14 protein-coding genes are annotated in these 17505 nt (G+C 42.2%); 7 read left to right on the top strand and 7 right to left on the bottom strand.

The window, feature by feature from the left end:
- The first annotated feature begins 89 nt into the window (after positions 1 to 89).
- Positions 90 to 1010 (top strand): DUF4886 domain-containing protein, encoded by a 921-nt coding sequence (locus DSL64_RS23215; RefSeq protein ID WP_115833339.1) that lies wholly within the window; start codon positions 90 to 92, stop codon positions 1008 to 1010.
- A gap of 70 nt (positions 1011 to 1080) precedes the next feature.
- Here DSL64_RS23215 and DSL64_RS23220 read toward each other — a convergent pair whose 3' ends face one another.
- The 4 genes from DSL64_RS23220 to DSL64_RS23235 are packed head-to-tail and all read right to left on the bottom strand — an operon-like array spanning position 1081 to position 4484.
- The gene (locus tag DSL64_RS23220) at positions 1081 to 1542 is read right to left on the bottom strand and encodes a YMGG-like glycine zipper-containing protein (protein ID WP_229217200.1); all 462 of its coding nucleotides are present in this window, start codon (positions 1540 to 1542) and stop codon (positions 1081 to 1083) included.
- 37 nt (positions 1543 to 1579) lie between these two features.
- The gene (locus DSL64_RS23225; RefSeq protein ID WP_115833340.1) at positions 1580 to 1999 is read right to left on the bottom strand and encodes a DUF6157 family protein; all 420 of its coding nucleotides are present in this window, start codon (positions 1997 to 1999) and stop codon (positions 1580 to 1582) included.
- Between the two features lie 16 nt (positions 2000 to 2015).
- A complete protein-coding gene (locus tag DSL64_RS23230; protein WP_115833341.1) occupies positions 2016 to 2222 on the bottom strand; it encodes a YwbE family protein in 207 nt (68 codons plus the stop codon).
- Between the two features lie 24 nt (positions 2223 to 2246).
- Complete coding sequence (locus tag DSL64_RS23235) at positions 2247 to 4484, bottom strand: FUSC family protein (protein ID WP_115833342.1); 2238 nt, start codon at positions 4482 to 4484, stop codon at positions 2247 to 2249.
- Positions 4485 to 4711: 227 nt separating this feature from the next.
- Here DSL64_RS23235 and DSL64_RS23240 point away from each other — a divergent pair, with 227 nt between their 5' ends.
- The 6 genes from DSL64_RS23240 to ppk1 all read left to right on the top strand — a co-directional run bounded on the left by DSL64_RS23240 (position 4712) and on the right by ppk1 (position 13717).
- Positions 4712 to 5293 carry an HPP family protein gene (locus DSL64_RS23240; protein ID WP_229217201.1) on the top strand — a complete coding sequence of 194 codons (582 nt, stop codon included), beginning with the start codon at positions 4712 to 4714 and terminating at the stop codon, positions 5291 to 5293.
- A 12-nt stretch (positions 5294 to 5305) separates the two neighbouring features.
- Entirely contained in the window at positions 5306 to 6568 is a 1263-nt protein-coding gene (locus DSL64_RS23245) for a chloride channel protein (protein ID WP_115833343.1), read from the top strand.
- Positions 6569 to 6645: 77 nt separating this feature from the next.
- Positions 6646 to 7200: a GNAT family N-acetyltransferase gene (locus DSL64_RS23250; RefSeq protein ID WP_115833344.1), complete on the top strand. Its 555-nt coding sequence runs from the start codon at positions 6646 to 6648 to the stop codon at positions 7198 to 7200.
- Positions 7201 to 7350: 150 nt separating this feature from the next.
- The gene (locus DSL64_RS23255; RefSeq protein ID WP_115833345.1) at positions 7351 to 9039 is read left to right on the top strand and encodes an EpsG family protein; all 1689 of its coding nucleotides are present in this window, start codon (positions 7351 to 7353) and stop codon (positions 9037 to 9039) included.
- 252 nt (positions 9040 to 9291) lie between these two features.
- A complete protein-coding gene (gene gyrB, locus DSL64_RS23260) occupies positions 9292 to 11247 on the top strand; it encodes a DNA topoisomerase (ATP-hydrolyzing) subunit B (protein ID WP_115833346.1) in 1956 nt (651 codons plus the stop codon).
- A gap of 163 nt (positions 11248 to 11410) precedes the next feature.
- Complete coding sequence (ppk1, locus tag DSL64_RS23265; protein ID WP_115833347.1) at positions 11411 to 13717, top strand: polyphosphate kinase 1; 2307 nt, start codon at positions 11411 to 11413, stop codon at positions 13715 to 13717.
- A gap of 60 nt (positions 13718 to 13777) precedes the next feature.
- On the opposite strand, the gene DSL64_RS23270 is transcribed toward ppk1, so the two are convergent.
- The 3 genes from DSL64_RS23270 to DSL64_RS23280 all read right to left on the bottom strand — a co-directional run bounded on the left by DSL64_RS23270 (position 13778) and on the right by DSL64_RS23280 (position 17500).
- Positions 13778 to 16249 (bottom strand): bifunctional UDP-N-acetylmuramoyl-tripeptide:D-alanyl-D-alanine ligase/alanine racemase, encoded by a 2472-nt coding sequence (locus DSL64_RS23270; protein ID WP_115833348.1) that lies wholly within the window; start codon positions 16247 to 16249, stop codon positions 13778 to 13780.
- A gap of 167 nt (positions 16250 to 16416) precedes the next feature.
- Positions 16417 to 17109: a hypothetical protein gene (locus tag DSL64_RS23275; RefSeq protein WP_115833349.1), complete on the bottom strand. Its 693-nt coding sequence runs from the start codon at positions 17107 to 17109 to the stop codon at positions 16417 to 16419.
- A gap of 10 nt (positions 17110 to 17119) precedes the next feature.
- A complete protein-coding gene (locus DSL64_RS23280) occupies positions 17120 to 17500 on the bottom strand; it encodes a GntR family transcriptional regulator (protein ID WP_115833350.1) in 381 nt (126 codons plus the stop codon).
- Positions 17501 to 17505 lie beyond the last annotated feature (5 nt).

Below are 17505 nucleotides of genomic sequence, written 5' to 3' on the forward strand. Positions count from 1 at the left end.
TTACCATTCATGAACCGTAGAATTGTATTTTGAATGCTTTATGTATTAAGCCTAAAATGAATTTTATACTAAACCTGTAAGAATTAAAAATGAAAAAAACGGTAATCAGCCTCCTTTTACTATTGGTTCTGGTGCTTCTTAAATCAGGGGAAGCCAGATCTATGGGAATGAAGGGAGATTCACTCCGACTATTTCTGATTGGAAACAGCTTTTCCCAAAATGCCACAAGATACCTGCCTAAGCTTGCAGAAGAAGGCGGGCATCCTCTTAAAATAGGCCGTGCAGAACTGGGTGGATGTTCGTTGCAACGCCATTGGGAAATTGCCGAAGCCGCAGAGAGGAATCCGGAGGATCCTAAAGGAAAGGCTTACAATGGAAAGTCGCTGAGAGAATTACTATCGGCTGGTAAATGGGATGTCGTAACTATTCAGCAGAATTCAATGAACTCGGGTGATTCTACGACTTACATGCCCTATGCCCGCAAACTTGTTGCTCTTGTGAAATCTATTCAGCCTGATGCTAAAATCATTATGCAGCAAACCTGGGCATATAGGGTTGACGCCAAAAAGTTTACCCAAACTGCCAATGAAGTGTTTGCGGCGGACGCAAAAGAAATGTGGGAAAAGTCGAGAGCGTCTTACCACAAAATTGTAAAGGAACTGGGCATAAAACTCTTTCCGGTCGGTGATGCTTTCTGGCGTATTAACTCCAATCCTAAAACAGCCTATGTGCCGGATTCGAAATTTGATGTAGCGAATGCAGTTTACCCCAATTTACCTGAACAGAAAAATTCCCTGCATGTCGGTTATAAATACAACAACAGTCAAAAGCTTGATTTTGATGCCAACCATGCTAACGAAGCAGGATGTTATCTGGGCGGGTTGGTTTGGTATGCTGTGCTGTTTAAAGAAAGTCCTGTGAAACTACATTTTCATCCGGAGCAGGTTTCGGATGAGTTTGCCAAAGTTTTAAAAAGCACTGCCGATCAGGTTGTGAAAAACAGCAAATAGTCCGATCAGAAAACAGAAAAGGGACTACACGAAGCAATCCCTTTTCTGTTTTTATGTGTTTGTAACAACACTAGTTGTTCTTCTCTTTCTTTTTCTTCTGAGCGTCAACAATCGCACCTGTACCTACGCCAACGCCAGCTCCGATCACACTACCAATAAGTGCACCCTCTGCACGATTTTTATTGATAATGGCTCCGGTGACTGCACCAGTACCAGCACCTACCACAGCTCCTTTGGCTTTATGGTTCCATTTCTTCTTAGCTGGTGCTGCTGCTTGCGCCTGTCTGCTGTTGTTATTTGCTACAACTTGTTTGCTGTTTTCCTCATTTTGTTTCTCTAATTCCTGCTCTTTTTGAGCCATTACATTGTTCATAGAGTCAATAATGGCCTGTTTGGCAATGACCGCCTGCATAGAATCGATGGTTGTTTGCTTGGCTTTCAAAGCAGCTTCCTGCTTCTTTGATTCACTGTTACAGCTTGTTAGGAGGATTGCTGCAACTCCTACTGAAAATAGCGATTTCATGGTTTTCATAATGTTGTTTGAAATAGCTATCTCCAAAAGTGTGCCATTATTTAACCCTCGCCGATCTCATTGCTTTCACTGTTTTAATCTCCTGGTCGTTTTTAAACTTTTCATATTTTTCGGTACCCAAACCATATAATGCCACTTTTCCATCGTGGTCGTGATGAATACCCCAGCCATATTTTTTAGGTAAGGGAGATGCCCTCAGGCAAGCTTGTCCTTTGCTGAAGAATTCCTTTCTGGCTTCTTCCAGCTCGCTTTCGGTAAGGTCTTTTTTCTCTGCAAAAATTTTAAAAAGTACATCATCAGAAGTGAATTGGTAGGGGTTGCGGCTGATAAGATCAAACTGCCTATTAGCAATCGTTTTTTTGTCACCCTTTGCAGGCGGAACCTCACTGCCGGAGACGATGCTGTCTTCAGCCACTTCTATAAAAGTGTCGATATAGTTGGTTGTGTGTACTTTCATGACTGTAATTTAAGGTTTAGAAATCTTCGGTCTCTATTTCTTTCACTCTGCCTACTTCTCCCGTCGTGAGCCGCACTTTGATCCCATGCGTGTGTACAGGAGCCTTAGTTAAAATATCCTTCACAATACCATGCGTAAGTTTTCCCGAGCGCTGGTCTTGTTTGAGTACAATCGCAACAGCCAGTCCGGCTTCTATATTCTTTCTTTCAGTTCCTGATAACATATATTTTTTTGATGTGAAAAGGCATTAGCCTTTCGTAGCTACAATTTTTTGTAAGATTTTAATTTCATCAATCGTGATGGTGCTGATCAGCTCAAAAAGACCATTGATCGTTTTTAATTCTGAAAGCGCCTTTCTTTCCGGTGATTGTGCCGACAATTCAATACCTATTTCTTTGATCTGTTTTTTTCTTGTGTTGAGTAGTTCAATCAGCTTCTGATTCTGAGGAAGTGATTCCCTCGTGATATCCAGATTACCCTGAATAGTTCCACCCAATACATCGGCCGCTGCCTGAAACTGCCGGTCTATTTGTCTGATCATCAATTCAAATTCTACTGCATAACCTGTATGCGCATTATTTTGTGCATAGGTAGACAATGATGCAATATAAGATGTAAGCATGTGGCTGGTCGCAACAAACTGATGGTATTCTTCCATTTTGAGCTGGCGACGCTTCGGTTCAGAAAGCATTTTCTGAAAGTTGTCAGACAAGTTGGCAAGTGCGATAATGGCATCTTTCCGGTTTATCTTCATCTCATTTACATCCAATGCTCTGCCCGCGAATTTGGCTGCCACCGTATCAAAGTACTTTCTGTTCGATTTGATGGCTTCTTTGATATACTGATTGATTTGAGAATGCTCCCAAACCGGCAGTACATAGGAAGAGACAAAGTAAGCAATAACAGAACCTATTACTGTATCTATAACCCGATCCTGAAGCACAGCTGTAATATGAGCCGGATTCAGAATATTAAACCATAAGAGAACGTATAAGGTAATACTGATGGAGGCTACAAAGTAGTTGATTTTAATAAAGGTATAAGCCAGTACCATGGCTACCATCATCAGAATGAACAGAGCTGTTCCGTCATTGATGAAGTAAAGAATAAGGAAACCGGATACTGCGCCTATAATCGTACCCGCGATACGATACAGGTTGCGCTGCTTGGTAATACTGAATGCCGGCTTCATAATTGTAACTACTGTGAGCAAAATCCAGTATCCGTGTCCGAAATCGAAGAAAAGAGAGGCTGTATAGCCAATCAGCAAGGCAAGTGTCACTCTTAAAGCATGTCTGAAATGGCTTGATTTGAGCGATAAATTGTCAATCAGCGTTTGTGGCTGGTATTCCTGTTTTGGAATAAAATTATCGACACCGAAGTCCACATGGTAATCCTTACTCAGGGATGCGTCGTAGGTGGTGGCTCTGTGCAATTTTTTTATACGTTCGGTAATATCCTGGAGGCTGTTCAAAATCTGACGGAGCATGATATAATCCTCCATGTTTTCGTGCGTCATGCGGTCGCGGCGTGTTCGCTCAAAGGCTGACTGGCATTTGTTATAGGCTTCGTCCAGGTCATGTCTGGAGTGTGAAGGAAATCCACTCTGAATAGCCAGGCCAATCTGTTGAATATCACCGGCAAGCCAAGTAATATAGGTTCCGAAAAGGCGAAGCACTTTGGTGTCGTCAAAAGCCCTGTGCAGATTGGCGTAATTCTGTTGTGAGTTGAGAATCCTTTCAAACAGGTCAATACTATCCAGAAACATCAGCATCAGAATCCGGCTTTTGTTAGTCGATTCTGTTACCAGTTCACGGGTTTTGAAAATGATTTCCCGAAGAGTTTCATGGTTTTCGCGCAGAATTACCTGCTGATGAATCATTTGAGTGAACAGATCATCGTATTTCGGTTTAGCAAAATAATACCCGGCTTTGATCGAGAGTAATTTGCCAAGCTCCACAAAGTTTTCTCCTAACAATTGCTGTATAAGCAGATAGGGGCGCAGTGTCTGAATAATCAGAAATAGCAGCAGATACCAGATTCCACCGGCAGAGAAGATGAGTGCGTTGCGTAGTACGGCGTCTCCGCTCAGGTGATCGTCAATATTGAATACGAAAACGAGCATGGCAATGAGCCCTATACTATTGGCTCTGTTGCCATATACGCCGATGAGCGAAAAAAACAAACCGAAAACAATGATTTCGGCAAAGACTATAAAATGAACATGTCTTAGAAAACCTGTAATACAAGCTACTGCGAAACACGCAAGTATCGCAATCATGAGTGCATTGCGCCGCCTGTGAAAAGGACCGGGATTGTCTGTACTTCCAATAAGTAATGTGCCCAGCGGGAAAGCAATCATTTCACTTAATATTCCGAAATGATGGAATATCAAACTTGGAATGACCGCTCCGAAGGTTAATCTCACACCTGTCGAGAGGTAATGGCTGGATAGAAATTTTTTAAATTCGTCTAAGTAATTCATGCTGGTGCTGAAACCGCTTTTTCAATGCTCCCAATATAGATTTTTAACAGACATAAAAGATATACCATCATCTCAATTCTTTCATTTTCTATGTCAGTTTGCACAAATTCTAAATACTCTGATCAGTATTTAACAATTTTTTTATCATCTAAATTTATAATTAAAGAACCATAAACGCACGGGACGGGTTCTCTATTAGGAGTTTGGAAATATAATTATTTTAAGTTTTGAAAAAGCGCTTCAGAAAACACATACGGATAGCCCGCTATGTTGTATATAAAGAGACTTTGATCGACTTCAGAGATCATGTTTGGACTTTCATTGGCTCTTTTTTGGGAATCGGGCTTATAGGGCTTCTCAACAGGGAAAGTTTCAGTGCAACAGATAATGTTTTTCTGATCGGCTCATTCGGCGCCTCTTCGGTTTTGATTTACGGCATTGTGAATAGCCCCCTTGCGCAGCCCCGCAATTTGATTGGCGGCCATGTAATTTGCGCAATCGTGGGAGTTACCGTTCATTACATCATTCCGAACGAAATATGGCTTTCATCTGCTTTTGCTGTTTCGCTCTCCATCGTTTTTATGCAGATTACCAAAACGCTCCATCCTCCTGGTGGTGCTACTGCATTAATTGCGAATATCGGATCTGAAAAAATTACAAGTTTAGGTTATCTATATGTGTTAAGTCCGGTACTGAGTGGAGTGCTTATATTATTGCTTGTCGCAATTATGGTCAATAAATGGGCTGCGCACCGCAATTATCCGGCTAATAAAAACTGGTACAAACTCTGGGAAAGAAGATACCGGTAATCATCAGAAATCATGACAAATCGAATTTACAGAATAAAGAAGGCTGAAAGAGTAGGGGCGGTATTAGTGGCAGCTGCATTCACCGGTGTTTTATCCGCGCTGATCGCAGATACCTTGAAAGTAATGACTGAGCACTATGAGGAAATGTTCTTTCATCAGATGCACCTCAATAAATATCTTGTGTTTGCTTTGCCGTTGATCGGGCTTTCTACGATCCACATATTGCGTAAATACTTATTCAGAAATAAGGCAAACAAGGGAATTAAGGAAGTACTCGATACGATAAACAAGAACGACTCGACGCTACCCGCCTACAAAATTCCATCTCACTATTTTAATGGATTTTTGACTGTCATCTTTGGTGGTTCTACGGGAATAGAGGTGTCTACGGTTGTTGCGACGGCCTCTGTGGGTGCGCTATCCAGCAGAAAAGTAAATTTTCTGCGGAAATACCGGACGGATCTGGTATGTGCAGGATTGGCCGCAGGTGTGACGGCTCTTTTTAATGCGCCTATTGCAGGTTTTTTGTTCGCATTCGAGGTTTTTACAAACCGAAGAAGTAAACTCCATACTGCAAGTGTGATCACCGCTATACTTGCTTCCTATTTACTGACAAGGTTCTTTTTTTTCAAACAGATCTTTAGTTTTCAAGTGAGTGGCTGGCAGCAGCATGCTTTGCCATACTTTATTTTGCTTGGTATTGTGGCTGGCTTTTACTCTGTCTATCTGACGAGAAGTGTGCTGTTCTTTAAAACGTATTTCGGCGGTATTCCGAAGAGCTATATCAAAGTTATTTTAGGAGCACTTATTATTTCATCCCTTATCTTCTTCTTTCCGAGTTTATACGGAGAAGGCTATTCGGGAATAAAGGATCTCACCAAGCTCACCACGCAATCCGCAATGTTGGTGATGGCGTCTCTGTTTATGGTTCTACTTCTAAAGCCTATCATTACATCAGTAACACTGGGAGCTGGCGGAGATGGGGGAGTTTTCGCCCCAAGTTTATTTATGGGGGCGTTTCTGGGACTGATCATGGCCACTCTGCTTAATCACTTTTTCCATCTGAATGTGATTCCTGTGAACTTTATGTTAATTGGTATGGCTGCAGTACTGAGTGGAAGTATACATGCCCCCCTCACAGCTATCTTTCTGGTGTGTGCCATTGCTGATAACTACCTTCTTTTCGTTCCTATCGTAATTGCATGTCTGGTGGCAAAAGTTGTGGCTCACTTTATCTTTCCACACACTGTATATACCTATAAAGCAGTGAAATAATAGTGGGGGATTAAGTGTCTGTTTTCATGCTATACAGATTGTTTTTCGTATAATGGTATGTCAAAAACATCGGGTTCATGCTCAACACTGATTTTAATCCGTTTCCCGTATTGGAAACAGAACGTCTTGTTTTATATCAACTCACGCCTGGAGATATAGCTGGTATTTTTCGGCTCCGAAGCAATCCGTTTGCCATGCGCTATATAGGTAAACCTGTCTTACAAGACCTTTCCGAAGCAGAAGCACTCATTGTGCATTATCAGGATCATCTGCGGTCTGGCAACGGCATTACCTGGGCCATTCGCCTGAAAGACCAGGATTCAGGACTGATAGGAACTATAGGATTTCACAGGTTAGAGAGACAGAACTACCGGGCTGAAATAGGGTATATACTTCAACAGGACTTTTGGGGAAAAGGATTAATGCACGAAGCCATTCAGGTAGTTCTGAAGTACGGTTTTGAATCCATGAAATTGCATAGCGTGGAGGCGCGTATAAATCCGGATAATGTGCAGTCTGCCAGTGTTTTGGTCAAAAATAAGTTTAGAAGAGAAGCTTGTTTTAAAGAGGCATTCTATTTTGATGGAAGCTTTTATGATACTGAAGTCTATTCGATTTTGAATACCGAATAAGAAGTTCTTTTGTGACGTATATGTGTTGGTATAGAATTTATACTATTTAAGATTTTGAAATAGGAAACCTAAATCTACAAACTCTCTCAACAGATATTTGATACAGTGTTTCAGCCCCGGAGAGAAGCGGCTGTGTCAAGGCGATTAATTATGAAAGAAAAGCTTGCCCTGGCAGTATCGTTTCTGATCATTCTGCTTTACGCTTCCTACAACTATTTCTTCTCAGTCAACTTTCCATTTCAGGATGACTTTCTGCTCATTCAGTTTATTCAGACAATTAGTGATGAAAGTTTAGGTGCCTGGGATATACTGCGGGAGCTTTTTAAAACTTTCAATGATCATAAGGCAGTTGTTCCCCGTTTCATTGCATTGGTTGAGTATGTACTTACAGGTACACTTAATTTCCGGTTTTACCTGTTCCTGGTTACGGTCAATATTATTTATATCTTCTACTTTCTGTACCTCCAGTTCAGGAAAACGAAGTTGCCTGTTTATTACTTTTTGCCCGCACTTTTTTTGTATTTTCATCCACTGTACCACGATATTTCGGGTTGGGCTCTGAATGGAATGCAGCATACGTTTCTTACTGCGTTTACAGTTACTGCACTTATTTTCGCCGGAAGGAAATCTAACTTTTCCCTGGTATTGGCAATCATTTGTTGCTTTCTGGCTACGTTTACACATGGCAACGGGATTCTGTCGTATCCGGCACTGGTATTCTATTTTCTGTGTATCAAGGATTTCAGGAAAGCAGGGATAATTGTTCTGGCGATGTTCGTTTCGTTTGGCGTATATATGATGGGTTATGAAAGTGGACAAGCAACGCATTTGCCGGATGATGCAGTCACATTTATTACCTCATTATTTGGTTTTATAGGTTCACAAGTCTCGCTGTGGGGAGATGTTGAGCTTTGGTCTACATTGTTTGGTATAGTTATCTGTATTTCAGGATTGCTGCTTGTATTCCGAATCGTGAAACATTACAAGCGCAACAAATCATCTCTAAAACCAGGCGTACTGGAATTACTCTCTCTGCTCGTATTTATCTTTATCACCAGTCTGGTTATTGCTGTGTTCCGGTCCTGGGCAGGAACTACAATCACAAGTCGTTTTCAGTTGTATACATGCATGTCAACCGTTATTTTTTATATTTTCCTTCTCAATTACCTACCCTTATTCAGAAAACGCTTGGTATTGGTGGGCATGATCGGTATTTCTATGTTCTACTGGTTGTATTCTTTTTATAGCTACACCGGGATAGTTGCTAAGAAAAGGATGGAGTATCAGGCGGATCTTTACAACTGGCTGTATACGCGCACGATGTTTTCGGTTCCGCGTCCCTTGTTGGAAAATGCAGATTTTTACATGGCTCCCGCCTATGAAAATGGTATATTTAGTCCGCCTGCACCTCCGGTGAGTAAGCAGGTTGTAGATTCTCTGATCAAACATTCGCCTGAATCGGTGGAACATTATGAAACCTATCTTGAAGTGATGGAACTGGGTAATAAACCGGGTGAGTATGAACGTTATTATTTCTTGTCGGGCTGCAAACTGCCTTCATTTAAGCCATTTTTTGCGGATCGTTATCTTGTGCTTTGGGACCCTGCCACGGGCGAATCCTACTTGAAAAATGGAACGTCAAAAGTGGAGGCAAGGAAAGTGATTATCACAGAAGGTAAATATTACAAACCAGGATTTAGTGCGTTCTTCAGGCCTGATGATCTGCGTCCGGGAACGTACCGTCTTGCCATTTTGGATATTGATCCAAAAGGAGAAATGGTGTTTCACAAAATCGATCAACATCTTCTCCTGAGAGACGGTGCTTACTATGTTGAGTAGATACTGTTCTTAGCCCTTTCACACTGCTTATGCTTCCGAAATACTTACTTCTATGGTTTAAGTCATTCATTTTCAATGAATCTGTAACGATGAATTTAAAATAGGTTTTATCCTGTTTTCAGGATTCTCGTGCCTCCTTGTTATGCGTGCGGTTCGGGTAGGTAAACGCTAGGTTAAACGACAAAAAAAGTGTATCTTTGCACGTTATAAAATGGCTTAAATACTCTTTTATTCTCGGGTAAAACAAAATATATGTCAAACGAAGCAGTGCTGGAAGCGAATTCATATTCAGCCGAAAATATCCAGGTTCTTGAAGGTTTAGAGGCGGTTCGCAAACGTCCGGCGATGTACATTGGTGACACAGGTTTTAAAGGTGTTCACCATTTGATTTGGGAGGTTGTCGATAACTCCATAGATGAGGCGATGGCTGGGTATTGTGACACCATCAACGTCGTTATTGAGAAAAATAATTCAATCACAGTTACTGATAATGGCCGTGGTATTCCTACCGGGATGCACCCGAAGGAAAAGCGGTCCGCACTTGAAGTTGTTTTAACAGTACTTCACGCCGGTGGTAAATTTGATAAGGACACCTATAAGGTTTCCGGAGGTTTGCACGGTGTAGGGGTTTCTTGTGTGAATGCATTGTCTGTGCATTTGAGAGCAGAAGTGCACCGTGAAGGAAAAATTTTCGAACAGGAATTCAGCGAAGGTAAGCCTTTGTATCCTGCACGCGTTATCGGCGAATCTGAAAAAACAGGGACGATCATTCATTTCCTTCCTGATGCTACCATTTTTACGGTAACAGAATATAAATACGAAACTGTATCTACAAGATTACGTGAGTTATCGTACCTGAATAAGGGTATCAAACTTACACTTGTGGACAAACGTGAAGAAGACGAAGAAGGTAAATTCCGCGGTGAAGAATTTTACTCGGAAATAGGTTTGAACGAGTTTGTTCTGTATCTGGAAGGAACGCGTCAGGCATTGATCCCTGAACCTATATACATGGAAAATACCAAAGGATCCGTTCCTGTGGAAATTGCCATGATGTATAATACATCCTACGCAGAAAATGTGTTCTCGTATGTGAACAACATCAACACTGTGGAAGGTGGTACGCACGTACAGGGTTTCAGAGCGGCATTGACACGTACGTTGAAAAACTACGCGGAGAAATCAGGTATTCTTGCAAAAGAGAAAATTGAGATTAGTGGAGACGATTTCCGTGAAGGTCTTACTGCCGTAATTTCGGTAAAAGTAGCTGAGCCTCAGTTTGAGGGGCAAACCAAAACGAAGTTGGGTAACTCAGAAGTGGTGAGTGTGGTGAGCCAGGTAGTGGCGGAAATGCTCGATACTTATCTCGCCGAACATCCAAAGGAGGCAAGGGTAATCATTGATAAAGTGATTCTTGCCGCGAAAGCACGTATTGCTGCTAAAAAAGCACGGGAAATGGTACAGCGTAAGAACGTGATGACAGGAACCGGCTTGCCTGGTAAGTTGTCTGACTGTTCTGAAACGGATCCTGCTATTTGCGAATTATATCTTGTCGAAGGGGACTCTGCGGGTGGAACTGCCAAGCAGGGACGTAACCGTGCATTCCAGGCGATTTTGCCGCTAAGAGGTAAAATCCTGAACGTCGAGAAAGCGCAGGAATATAAGATCTATGAGAACGAAGAGATCAAGAATATGTTCACCGCAATGGGTGTGCAGATCGGTAAGGATGGGGACGAAAGAGCTTTGAATATAGATAAGCTTCGCTACCACAAAATCGTAATCATGACCGATGCGGATATAGATGGTAGTCACATCAGAACGCTGATCCTGACTTTCTTCTTCCGTTATATGAAGGTTTTGATTGACCATGGATACATATACATTGCTCAGCCACCTCTGTATCTGGTTAAAAAGGGTAAAGAAGAACGTTATTGCTGGACAGAGGCAGACCGTGAAGTTGCAGTGAGAGAGCTGGGTGGTGGAAGAGAAGACCTTGTTGGAATCCAACGTTATAAAGGTCTTGGTGAGATGAATGCTGAGCAGCTTTGGGATACAACTATGAATCCTGATCATAGAAGTCTTAAGCAGGTTTCTATCGAATCAGCTGCAGAGGCGGATCACCTGTTCTCTATGCTGATGGGCGACGAAGTGGGTCCTAGAAGAGACTTCATTGAAAAGAATGCTAAATATGCACGTGTGGACGTGTAGCGATTAGCTCCGGCACAAGATTTGAACGGATGACTGATCAGAACAGTCATCCGTTTTTTTGTGAAACTTAACATAAAGTTCACATCAACAAAAAGAATAGGTTTGTACTTTCGTTGAATTCGTATATTTCATACGCTATAATAGATTTTAAAAAGAATTTTATATGCCAGGCCCATCAGATCCCATATACAGTAATGAGAAGAGAGGTAGACTAAGTAATATCTTTTCCTTTTTCAAAAATCCTAAAGAGCCTGTACCTATGGAAGATACGAAATTTGCAAGTTCTGTAGAGAAGGCCAATACACTCGTACAGCAAAGTGATTTTATAAGCAGAGATCTGAGCTGGTTGAAATTCAACGATCGTGTATTGGATCAGGCTTCTGATGAAGAAAGAAATTTGTTTGACAGACTTAAATTTTTGGCGATTACTTCTTCCAATCTTGATGAATTTTTCAGCATCAGGATAGGAAGCTTATACAACTACCTGGATTTTGGTAAGGAGCGACTTGACTATTCAGGACTTCGGGAAATTCCTTTCCGTAAACTGATGATGAGGGAGTTGCATGATTATATCCGCCGTCAGGATGCATGTTACACCAATCAGCTTGCGCCATTGTTCGCCAGTCATGGGTTCAGAATTATAAAGCTGGAAGAAGTGACGAAGGACGAAATTACAGATGTAGAAGAGTATTTCGAGCGGACGGTATATCCGATGCTCACGCCAATGCTTTTTGACTATACCCACGCTTTCCCGGTATTGCTTGCTAAGGTATTGATTTTGGGTGTGATTACACAGGTGAAAGGAACAGACTCCGAGGAAGATCGTAAGCTTTCGTTCGTCCAGTTGCCTTTGAACCTGCCACGTTTCTATGTGATTGAGCGGGAGGAAGAAGTGTTGTTCCTGCCTATAGAAGCTATAGTTCGTGAGTATATACATAAGCTATACCGTAATGTAGATATTGTCTCTACAAACTTGTTCAGAATCATCCGTAACGGCGATTTTTCTCTGGAGGAAAGTGATGATGTAGAATCAGATTTTATTGACGAGATCAAGCAAAAGATCAAAAACCGTCGTTTAGGCAGGGTAGTGCAGGTTTCTGTAGAGGCGGATATTAATCCTGATTTGCTGAACCTGATCAAAAAACGCTGGGAGATTGATGACCACAATGTGTTCCCTGTTGAAGGATTGATTGATTATACTTCCTTGTGGGGTATTATCAAACATCCTGAATTTAAAGATCAGCTTCCGAGCATACATCCGCCCGTTCCACCGCTTGGGCTGGAGAGGGATCGTATTCCTGATATTTTCGAGGTCATGAAGGAGAGGGATATTCTGCTTCATCATCCTTACAACAACTTTGAACCTGTACTGCAGTTACTGGAACAAGCTGCTGAAGATCCGAAGGTACTTTCTATTAAACTGACCATTTACAGGCTTGCCAAGAATTCCCGCGTAACAGAAGCTTTGCTGCATGCAGCTGAGAACGGAAAGCACGTGGCGGTACTGTTTGAAGTAAAAGCGCGGTTTGACGAGGAAAATAACATTAAAGAGGCGCAGCGTTTACAGAAAGCGGGATGTTTCGTAATCTATGGTATCGGTTTACTCAAAACGCATACCAAATTGCTTTTGATTGTGAGAAATGAAGGAAACCGTGTACTTCGTTATGCGCACCTTTCAAGTGGAAATTACAACGAGGATACATCCAGGTTGTATACAGATACTGGTCTGCTGACCTCTAATGAAGAGTATACGCATGATATTTCGGAGTTCTTCAACGTAATCACCGGGCATTCAATGCCGACGGAATACCAGAACCTGATTACCGCTCCGCGTTATATGCGTTCAACACTGATAGAATTAATCAGGCAGGAAGCGGAAAATGCCAAAGCAGGCTTGCCAAGTGGAATTTGTATTAAGATCAACTCTCTGGAAGACAAAGATATTATCCTGGAGTTGTATCAGGCCTCGCAGGCTGGAGTACCTATTCAGCTGATCGTACGTGGTATCTGTTGTCTGCGACCGGGTCGTGAAGGATTAAGTGAGAATATTACTGTGCGTTCACTTGTTGGCGATTTCCTGGAACATTCCAGAATATTCTATTTCCATCAGAAAGGAGAACCGGTAGTGTATGGCGGAAGTGCAGATGCGATGGTACGTAGTTTTGACAAACGTATTGAGTCACTTTTCAAACTGGTAGATCCAAGAGTGCGTCAGCAGGCCATTCATATTTTGTATTTCAGTTTACAGGACAATGTGAATGCGTACGAAATGCAGGAGGATGGATCTTATCTGCATTGCAAAATGAAAGAAGGTGCTGAGCCGCTTAACATCCATAAGGCATTTTATGATGTGAAACTGGAAGATGTGATGCAAACAAAGCTTTTTGAGAAAGAAGAAATTAAAGCAGAAGAAACTGCTTCTGAAGAAGGGGCTGAGCCTGAGACCGAAGCACCTCTCGTAGAAGAATAAATTATTATCAGATGTAAATAAAACGCCTTCAGAACAGAAAACTGAAGGCGTTTTATTTATTTACTCTTTGTAAAACACTCTTTTGACCCGCTCACCAATTCCGGTCAGAATTTCATAAGGAATGGTGCCAATGCTTTTTGCCAGATCCGTAATCGGTCTTTCTTTGCCAAAAACGATTACTTCGTCACCTTCGCTTACATCAGCTTCGGTAACATCCACCATGGTCATGTCCATACAAATGTTACCAATTGTGGGGCACAACGTTCCGTTTACCCATATTTTACCAACCCCATTTCCAAGACCTCTGTCATAACCGTCAGCATAACCGATCGCAAGCGTGGCAATGGCCGAATTATGCGTGATCTGGCCCTTACGGCTATATCCCACAGTTTCACCCGCTGCCAGGTATTTAATTTGAGAAACGACCGTTTTAAGTGTGCCTACGGTTTGTAACGCATCCTGTTGACGACTCGTTGCTTCCACACCATACAGGCCAATGCCCAACCGTACCATATCCAGTTTGTATTCCGGGAAACGTACAATGCCTGCAGAATTAAGAATATGTCGGGTTACAGGATAGCCCAGAGAGGTCTCTATCAGCGCTGCACCTTTTACAAACCGCTCATATTGTAATCTTGAAAAATCGTTATGCTCCCCTTCATCCGCACCAACCAGGTGTGAGAAAATGGATGAAACTTTAATGGCAGGATTGAGTTGTAGTTGCTCCACAAGCCAATCATAATCATTTTCTGTAAAGCCCAACCGGTGCATGCCGGTATCCAGTTTCAGGTGAACTGCCGGAGCTTCGGATGGATCATTTCGTTTTTGGATATAAGCAATCCACTCAGTTAGAATTGCTCTGCTGTAAATTTCCGGCTCTAATTTATATTGCCAAAGCAGATCAAAAGTGGGAGGAGTAGCGTTCATGACCATCACAGGTAGCGTAATGCCGGATTGTCGCAATGCAACGCCTTCGTCTGTATAGGCCACGCCCAGATAGTCGACACGATGGTATTGTAAAAGTGATGCTACTTCCGAACTTCCGCTACCATAGGCAAATGCCTTCACCATTACCATAATTTTGGTTTCGGATCCGATCTTCGATTTGTAGAAATTGAGGTTGTGCGTGAGTGCGTCCAGATTGATTTCCAGCACTGTTCCATGTACCTTTTGCTGTAACCTGTGTACGATTTTCTCAAATGAAAATGGCCGGGCTCCCTTCACAAGAACCAGATTGTCATGTAAACTGGCATACGCGAAATCTCTCAGGAAGGCATCCGTATCAGCATAAAATTCCTTCTGTTCGATTTGAAATAAATCTGCCTGACTAGTGATTTCAGGGCCGATAGCGATAAGCCGATCTATATTTTTCTCTTTGAGCAACCGGGCTATGACATTGTAAAGTTCAGCAGGAGTTTGTCCGGTTTGCAACACGTCAGAAAGTACAACTGTCTTCAGTTTTCGTTGCTCTTGCTGTCCCAGGAAATTCAGCGCCATCGACAATCCCTGCAGGTCGTTGTTGTAGGCGTCGTCGATGATATAGCAATGATTGATTCCTTCTTTCAGTTCAAGTCTCATGGATACAGGACGCAGCACTTCAATTCTCTGTTGAATGATTGAGGCCGGTATACCGAAATCCAGCATGAATACCAGACAATGTATCAGATTTTCCAGAGATGCTTCGTCCCGGAAAATAGTTTCAAACCGGTGTGAGCCTAACGTGCCCTGTATACTAATGAGTGTGGTCGTTCTCTTGAAAGTATAGCTTACCTGTACATCTGCTCCGCCGTTTACACTCCAGCTTACTGTTTTAAGGAAAGGATTGACAGGCCGGAGTATCAGACTGATTTCTTCATCAATCTCCGTATAGTCTTTTCTGTAAATCAGCTTTTGAACTTTGGTGAAAAGGCGAAGTTTTTCTGTGATCTTTTGCTTTCTGCTTCTGAAACCATCGTCGTGTGCAGAGCCGATATTGGTAAAAATACCAGTTGTAGGTTGTATGATTTGTTGCAGGTACTCCATCTCATGTGCCTGCGAAATACCTGCTTCGAAGATCCCAAGCGTATTTTCCTTACTCATATTCCACACAGAAAGCGGAACTCCAATCTGTGAATTGTAACTCTTCGGACTCGCCACCAGACGCTGCCCAGGAGCAAGCAACTGCGCCAGCCATTCTTTTACAATGGTTTTGCCGTTACTTCCGACAATACCTATGACAGGTATAGAGAACTTACTTCGATGTGCAATTACGGTCTTCTGCAAAGCTTTAATACTCGATGCCACTACCCATATTCTGGCGTCGCTCCACGTACTGGTGAGTGTACGTAGCTCAGGTGTAAACGAACCGATCTCCAATACGAATTCCCTGACGCCCTTCTGGTACAGTTCCGGCAAAAACACATGACCATCATGACGAGGGCCTTTGATGGCGAAAAAGATACTTTGTGCAGGAAACGAAATCTGACGGCTGTCTGTCAGCAGGTAAGTGGCTCCGGTTTCAATGGCTCCGGCGGTATGTTCAATTGTACTCATTCCAATCAATTTATCAGTTTGCAAAGGTATCAATCCTTTAAATATGCAAGGATATAATTGTGGAAAATCGGATAGGAGATTTTGAAATAAGCGAAGCAGGAAAATGAAACATGCGCCATCTTTTCAGGATGACGCATGCGATAGGTTCACTGGCTAACAGATGGTATTTATAAGTATTTGATTTTCTTCAAGGTCTTGGCTGGCAGCTGAATTTTTACATTACTATCCGTCTTCATGGAGAGTGTGCCAAAGCTATCGTCCTCAGATGTGAATTTGCTGGAATCGGAAAGAATTAAAGAGGCTGTCGATAATTTATTTGTATTGAGAATGGTGATTTCAGCTCCTCCGGAGGTTTGGACGGTGAAATCTTCGAATTGATTATTGCTTAGTGAAGTAGCCATCCCTCTTTGCTGCAACGCAAATGTTTGGCTCTTGTGATCTTTAATTCTGGTAAATATGCCGTCTGAATCAAGTCCGTTTAAGGCTGGTACCTTAATAATCACATTGGGAGGAATATTAGTCCATTGCTCAAAGTAAGGTATCTTTTTTGCATTCCAATTGTAGTTAACAAACAGGGTGTCCTGCTTTACAGTCCAGGTCACGACCGGGCTTTTGTCTCCATTTTTAAGTTGGGTAGTGAGTATTTCATTGTCTTTACCATACTCAACCTGGGTTACGCCGTAGTAGTTGCCAGCCAGTTTTATGTAGCTGAATTCCTGTAAGATGTGTCGTTCAAAACCGTGATAAGGATTATGGGGATCTATCTCGTCAAACTGTTTTTTGATTGCCACATTCGAAGCCATCATGGCAACAAATGAAAATGCCAATAAGGCGATGATCAAAATAGTACTTTTTTTCATGAGTGTAATGTTATGGTGTTTCAGGGTATGCTTCTGACACAAAGGCCTCATATTTAGCCTGTAATTCTTCAATATTGATATTGAGCAGATACATCGTTTTGAAAAGCTCAGGAAGTTCATTTTCCATGAACCGCTCCTTACGATAGACGATTACGAGCTGGTCTGCATTCTCAGCAGCAGAATAGCCAATTCCCCGTTTATTGAAGATGATTTCTTTATTCTGCAAAAACTCATATGCCCGCATGACTGTGTTAGGATTTACTTCCATAATAACTGCCAGGTCTCTCACAGAAGCGATTCTTTCGCCTGGCGGCCACTTGCCAAGCAGAATCTGCTCGCAGATGTAATCTGCTATCTGTATGTATATAGGTTGCTTGTCTTTAAAATCCATTGGTG

Origin of the sequence: Dyadobacter luteus (genome assembly GCF_003383615.1) — a bacterium.
Classification (GTDB): Bacteria; Bacteroidota; Bacteroidia; order Cytophagales; family Spirosomataceae; genus Dyadobacter; species Dyadobacter luteus.

What these genes read in the sequence shown, in the direction of transcription:
- DSL64_RS23215 (WP_115833339.1), top strand. Translation starts at nt 90, where the DNA reads ATGAAAAAAACGGTAATCAGCCTCCTTTTACTATTGGTTCTGGTGCTT.
- DSL64_RS23220 (WP_229217200.1), bottom strand. Translation starts at nt 1,542, where the DNA reads ATGAAAACCATGAAATCGCTATTTTCAGTAGGAGTTGCAGCAATCCTC.
- DSL64_RS23225 (WP_115833340.1), bottom strand. Translation starts at nt 1,999, where the DNA reads ATGAAAGTACACACAACCAACTATATCGACACTTTTATAGAAGTGGCT.
- DSL64_RS23230 (WP_115833341.1), bottom strand. Translation starts at nt 2,222, where the DNA reads ATGTTATCAGGAACTGAAAGAAAGAATATAGAAGCCGGACTGGCTGTT.
- DSL64_RS23235 (WP_115833342.1), bottom strand. Translation starts at nt 4,484, where the DNA reads ATGAATTACTTAGACGAATTTAAAAAATTTCTATCCAGCCATTACCTC.
- DSL64_RS23245 (WP_115833343.1), top strand. Translation starts at nt 5,306, where the DNA reads ATGACAAATCGAATTTACAGAATAAAGAAGGCTGAAAGAGTAGGGGCG.
- DSL64_RS23250 (WP_115833344.1), top strand. Translation starts at nt 6,646, where the DNA reads ATGCTCAACACTGATTTTAATCCGTTTCCCGTATTGGAAACAGAACGT.
- DSL64_RS23255 (WP_115833345.1), top strand. Translation starts at nt 7,351, where the DNA reads ATGAAAGAAAAGCTTGCCCTGGCAGTATCGTTTCTGATCATTCTGCTT.
- gyrB (WP_115833346.1), top strand. Translation starts at nt 9,292, where the DNA reads ATGTCAAACGAAGCAGTGCTGGAAGCGAATTCATATTCAGCCGAAAAT.
- ppk1 (WP_115833347.1), top strand. Translation starts at nt 11,411, where the DNA reads ATGCCAGGCCCATCAGATCCCATATACAGTAATGAGAAGAGAGGTAGA.
- DSL64_RS23270 (WP_115833348.1), bottom strand. Translation starts at nt 16,249, where the DNA reads ATGAGTACAATTGAACATACCGCCGGAGCCATTGAAACCGGAGCCACT.
- DSL64_RS23275 (WP_115833349.1), bottom strand. Translation starts at nt 17,109, where the DNA reads ATGAAAAAAAGTACTATTTTGATCATCGCCTTATTGGCATTTTCATTT.
- DSL64_RS23280 (WP_115833350.1), bottom strand. Translation starts at nt 17,500, where the DNA reads ATGGATTTTAAAGACAAGCAACCTATATACATACAGATAGCAGATTAC.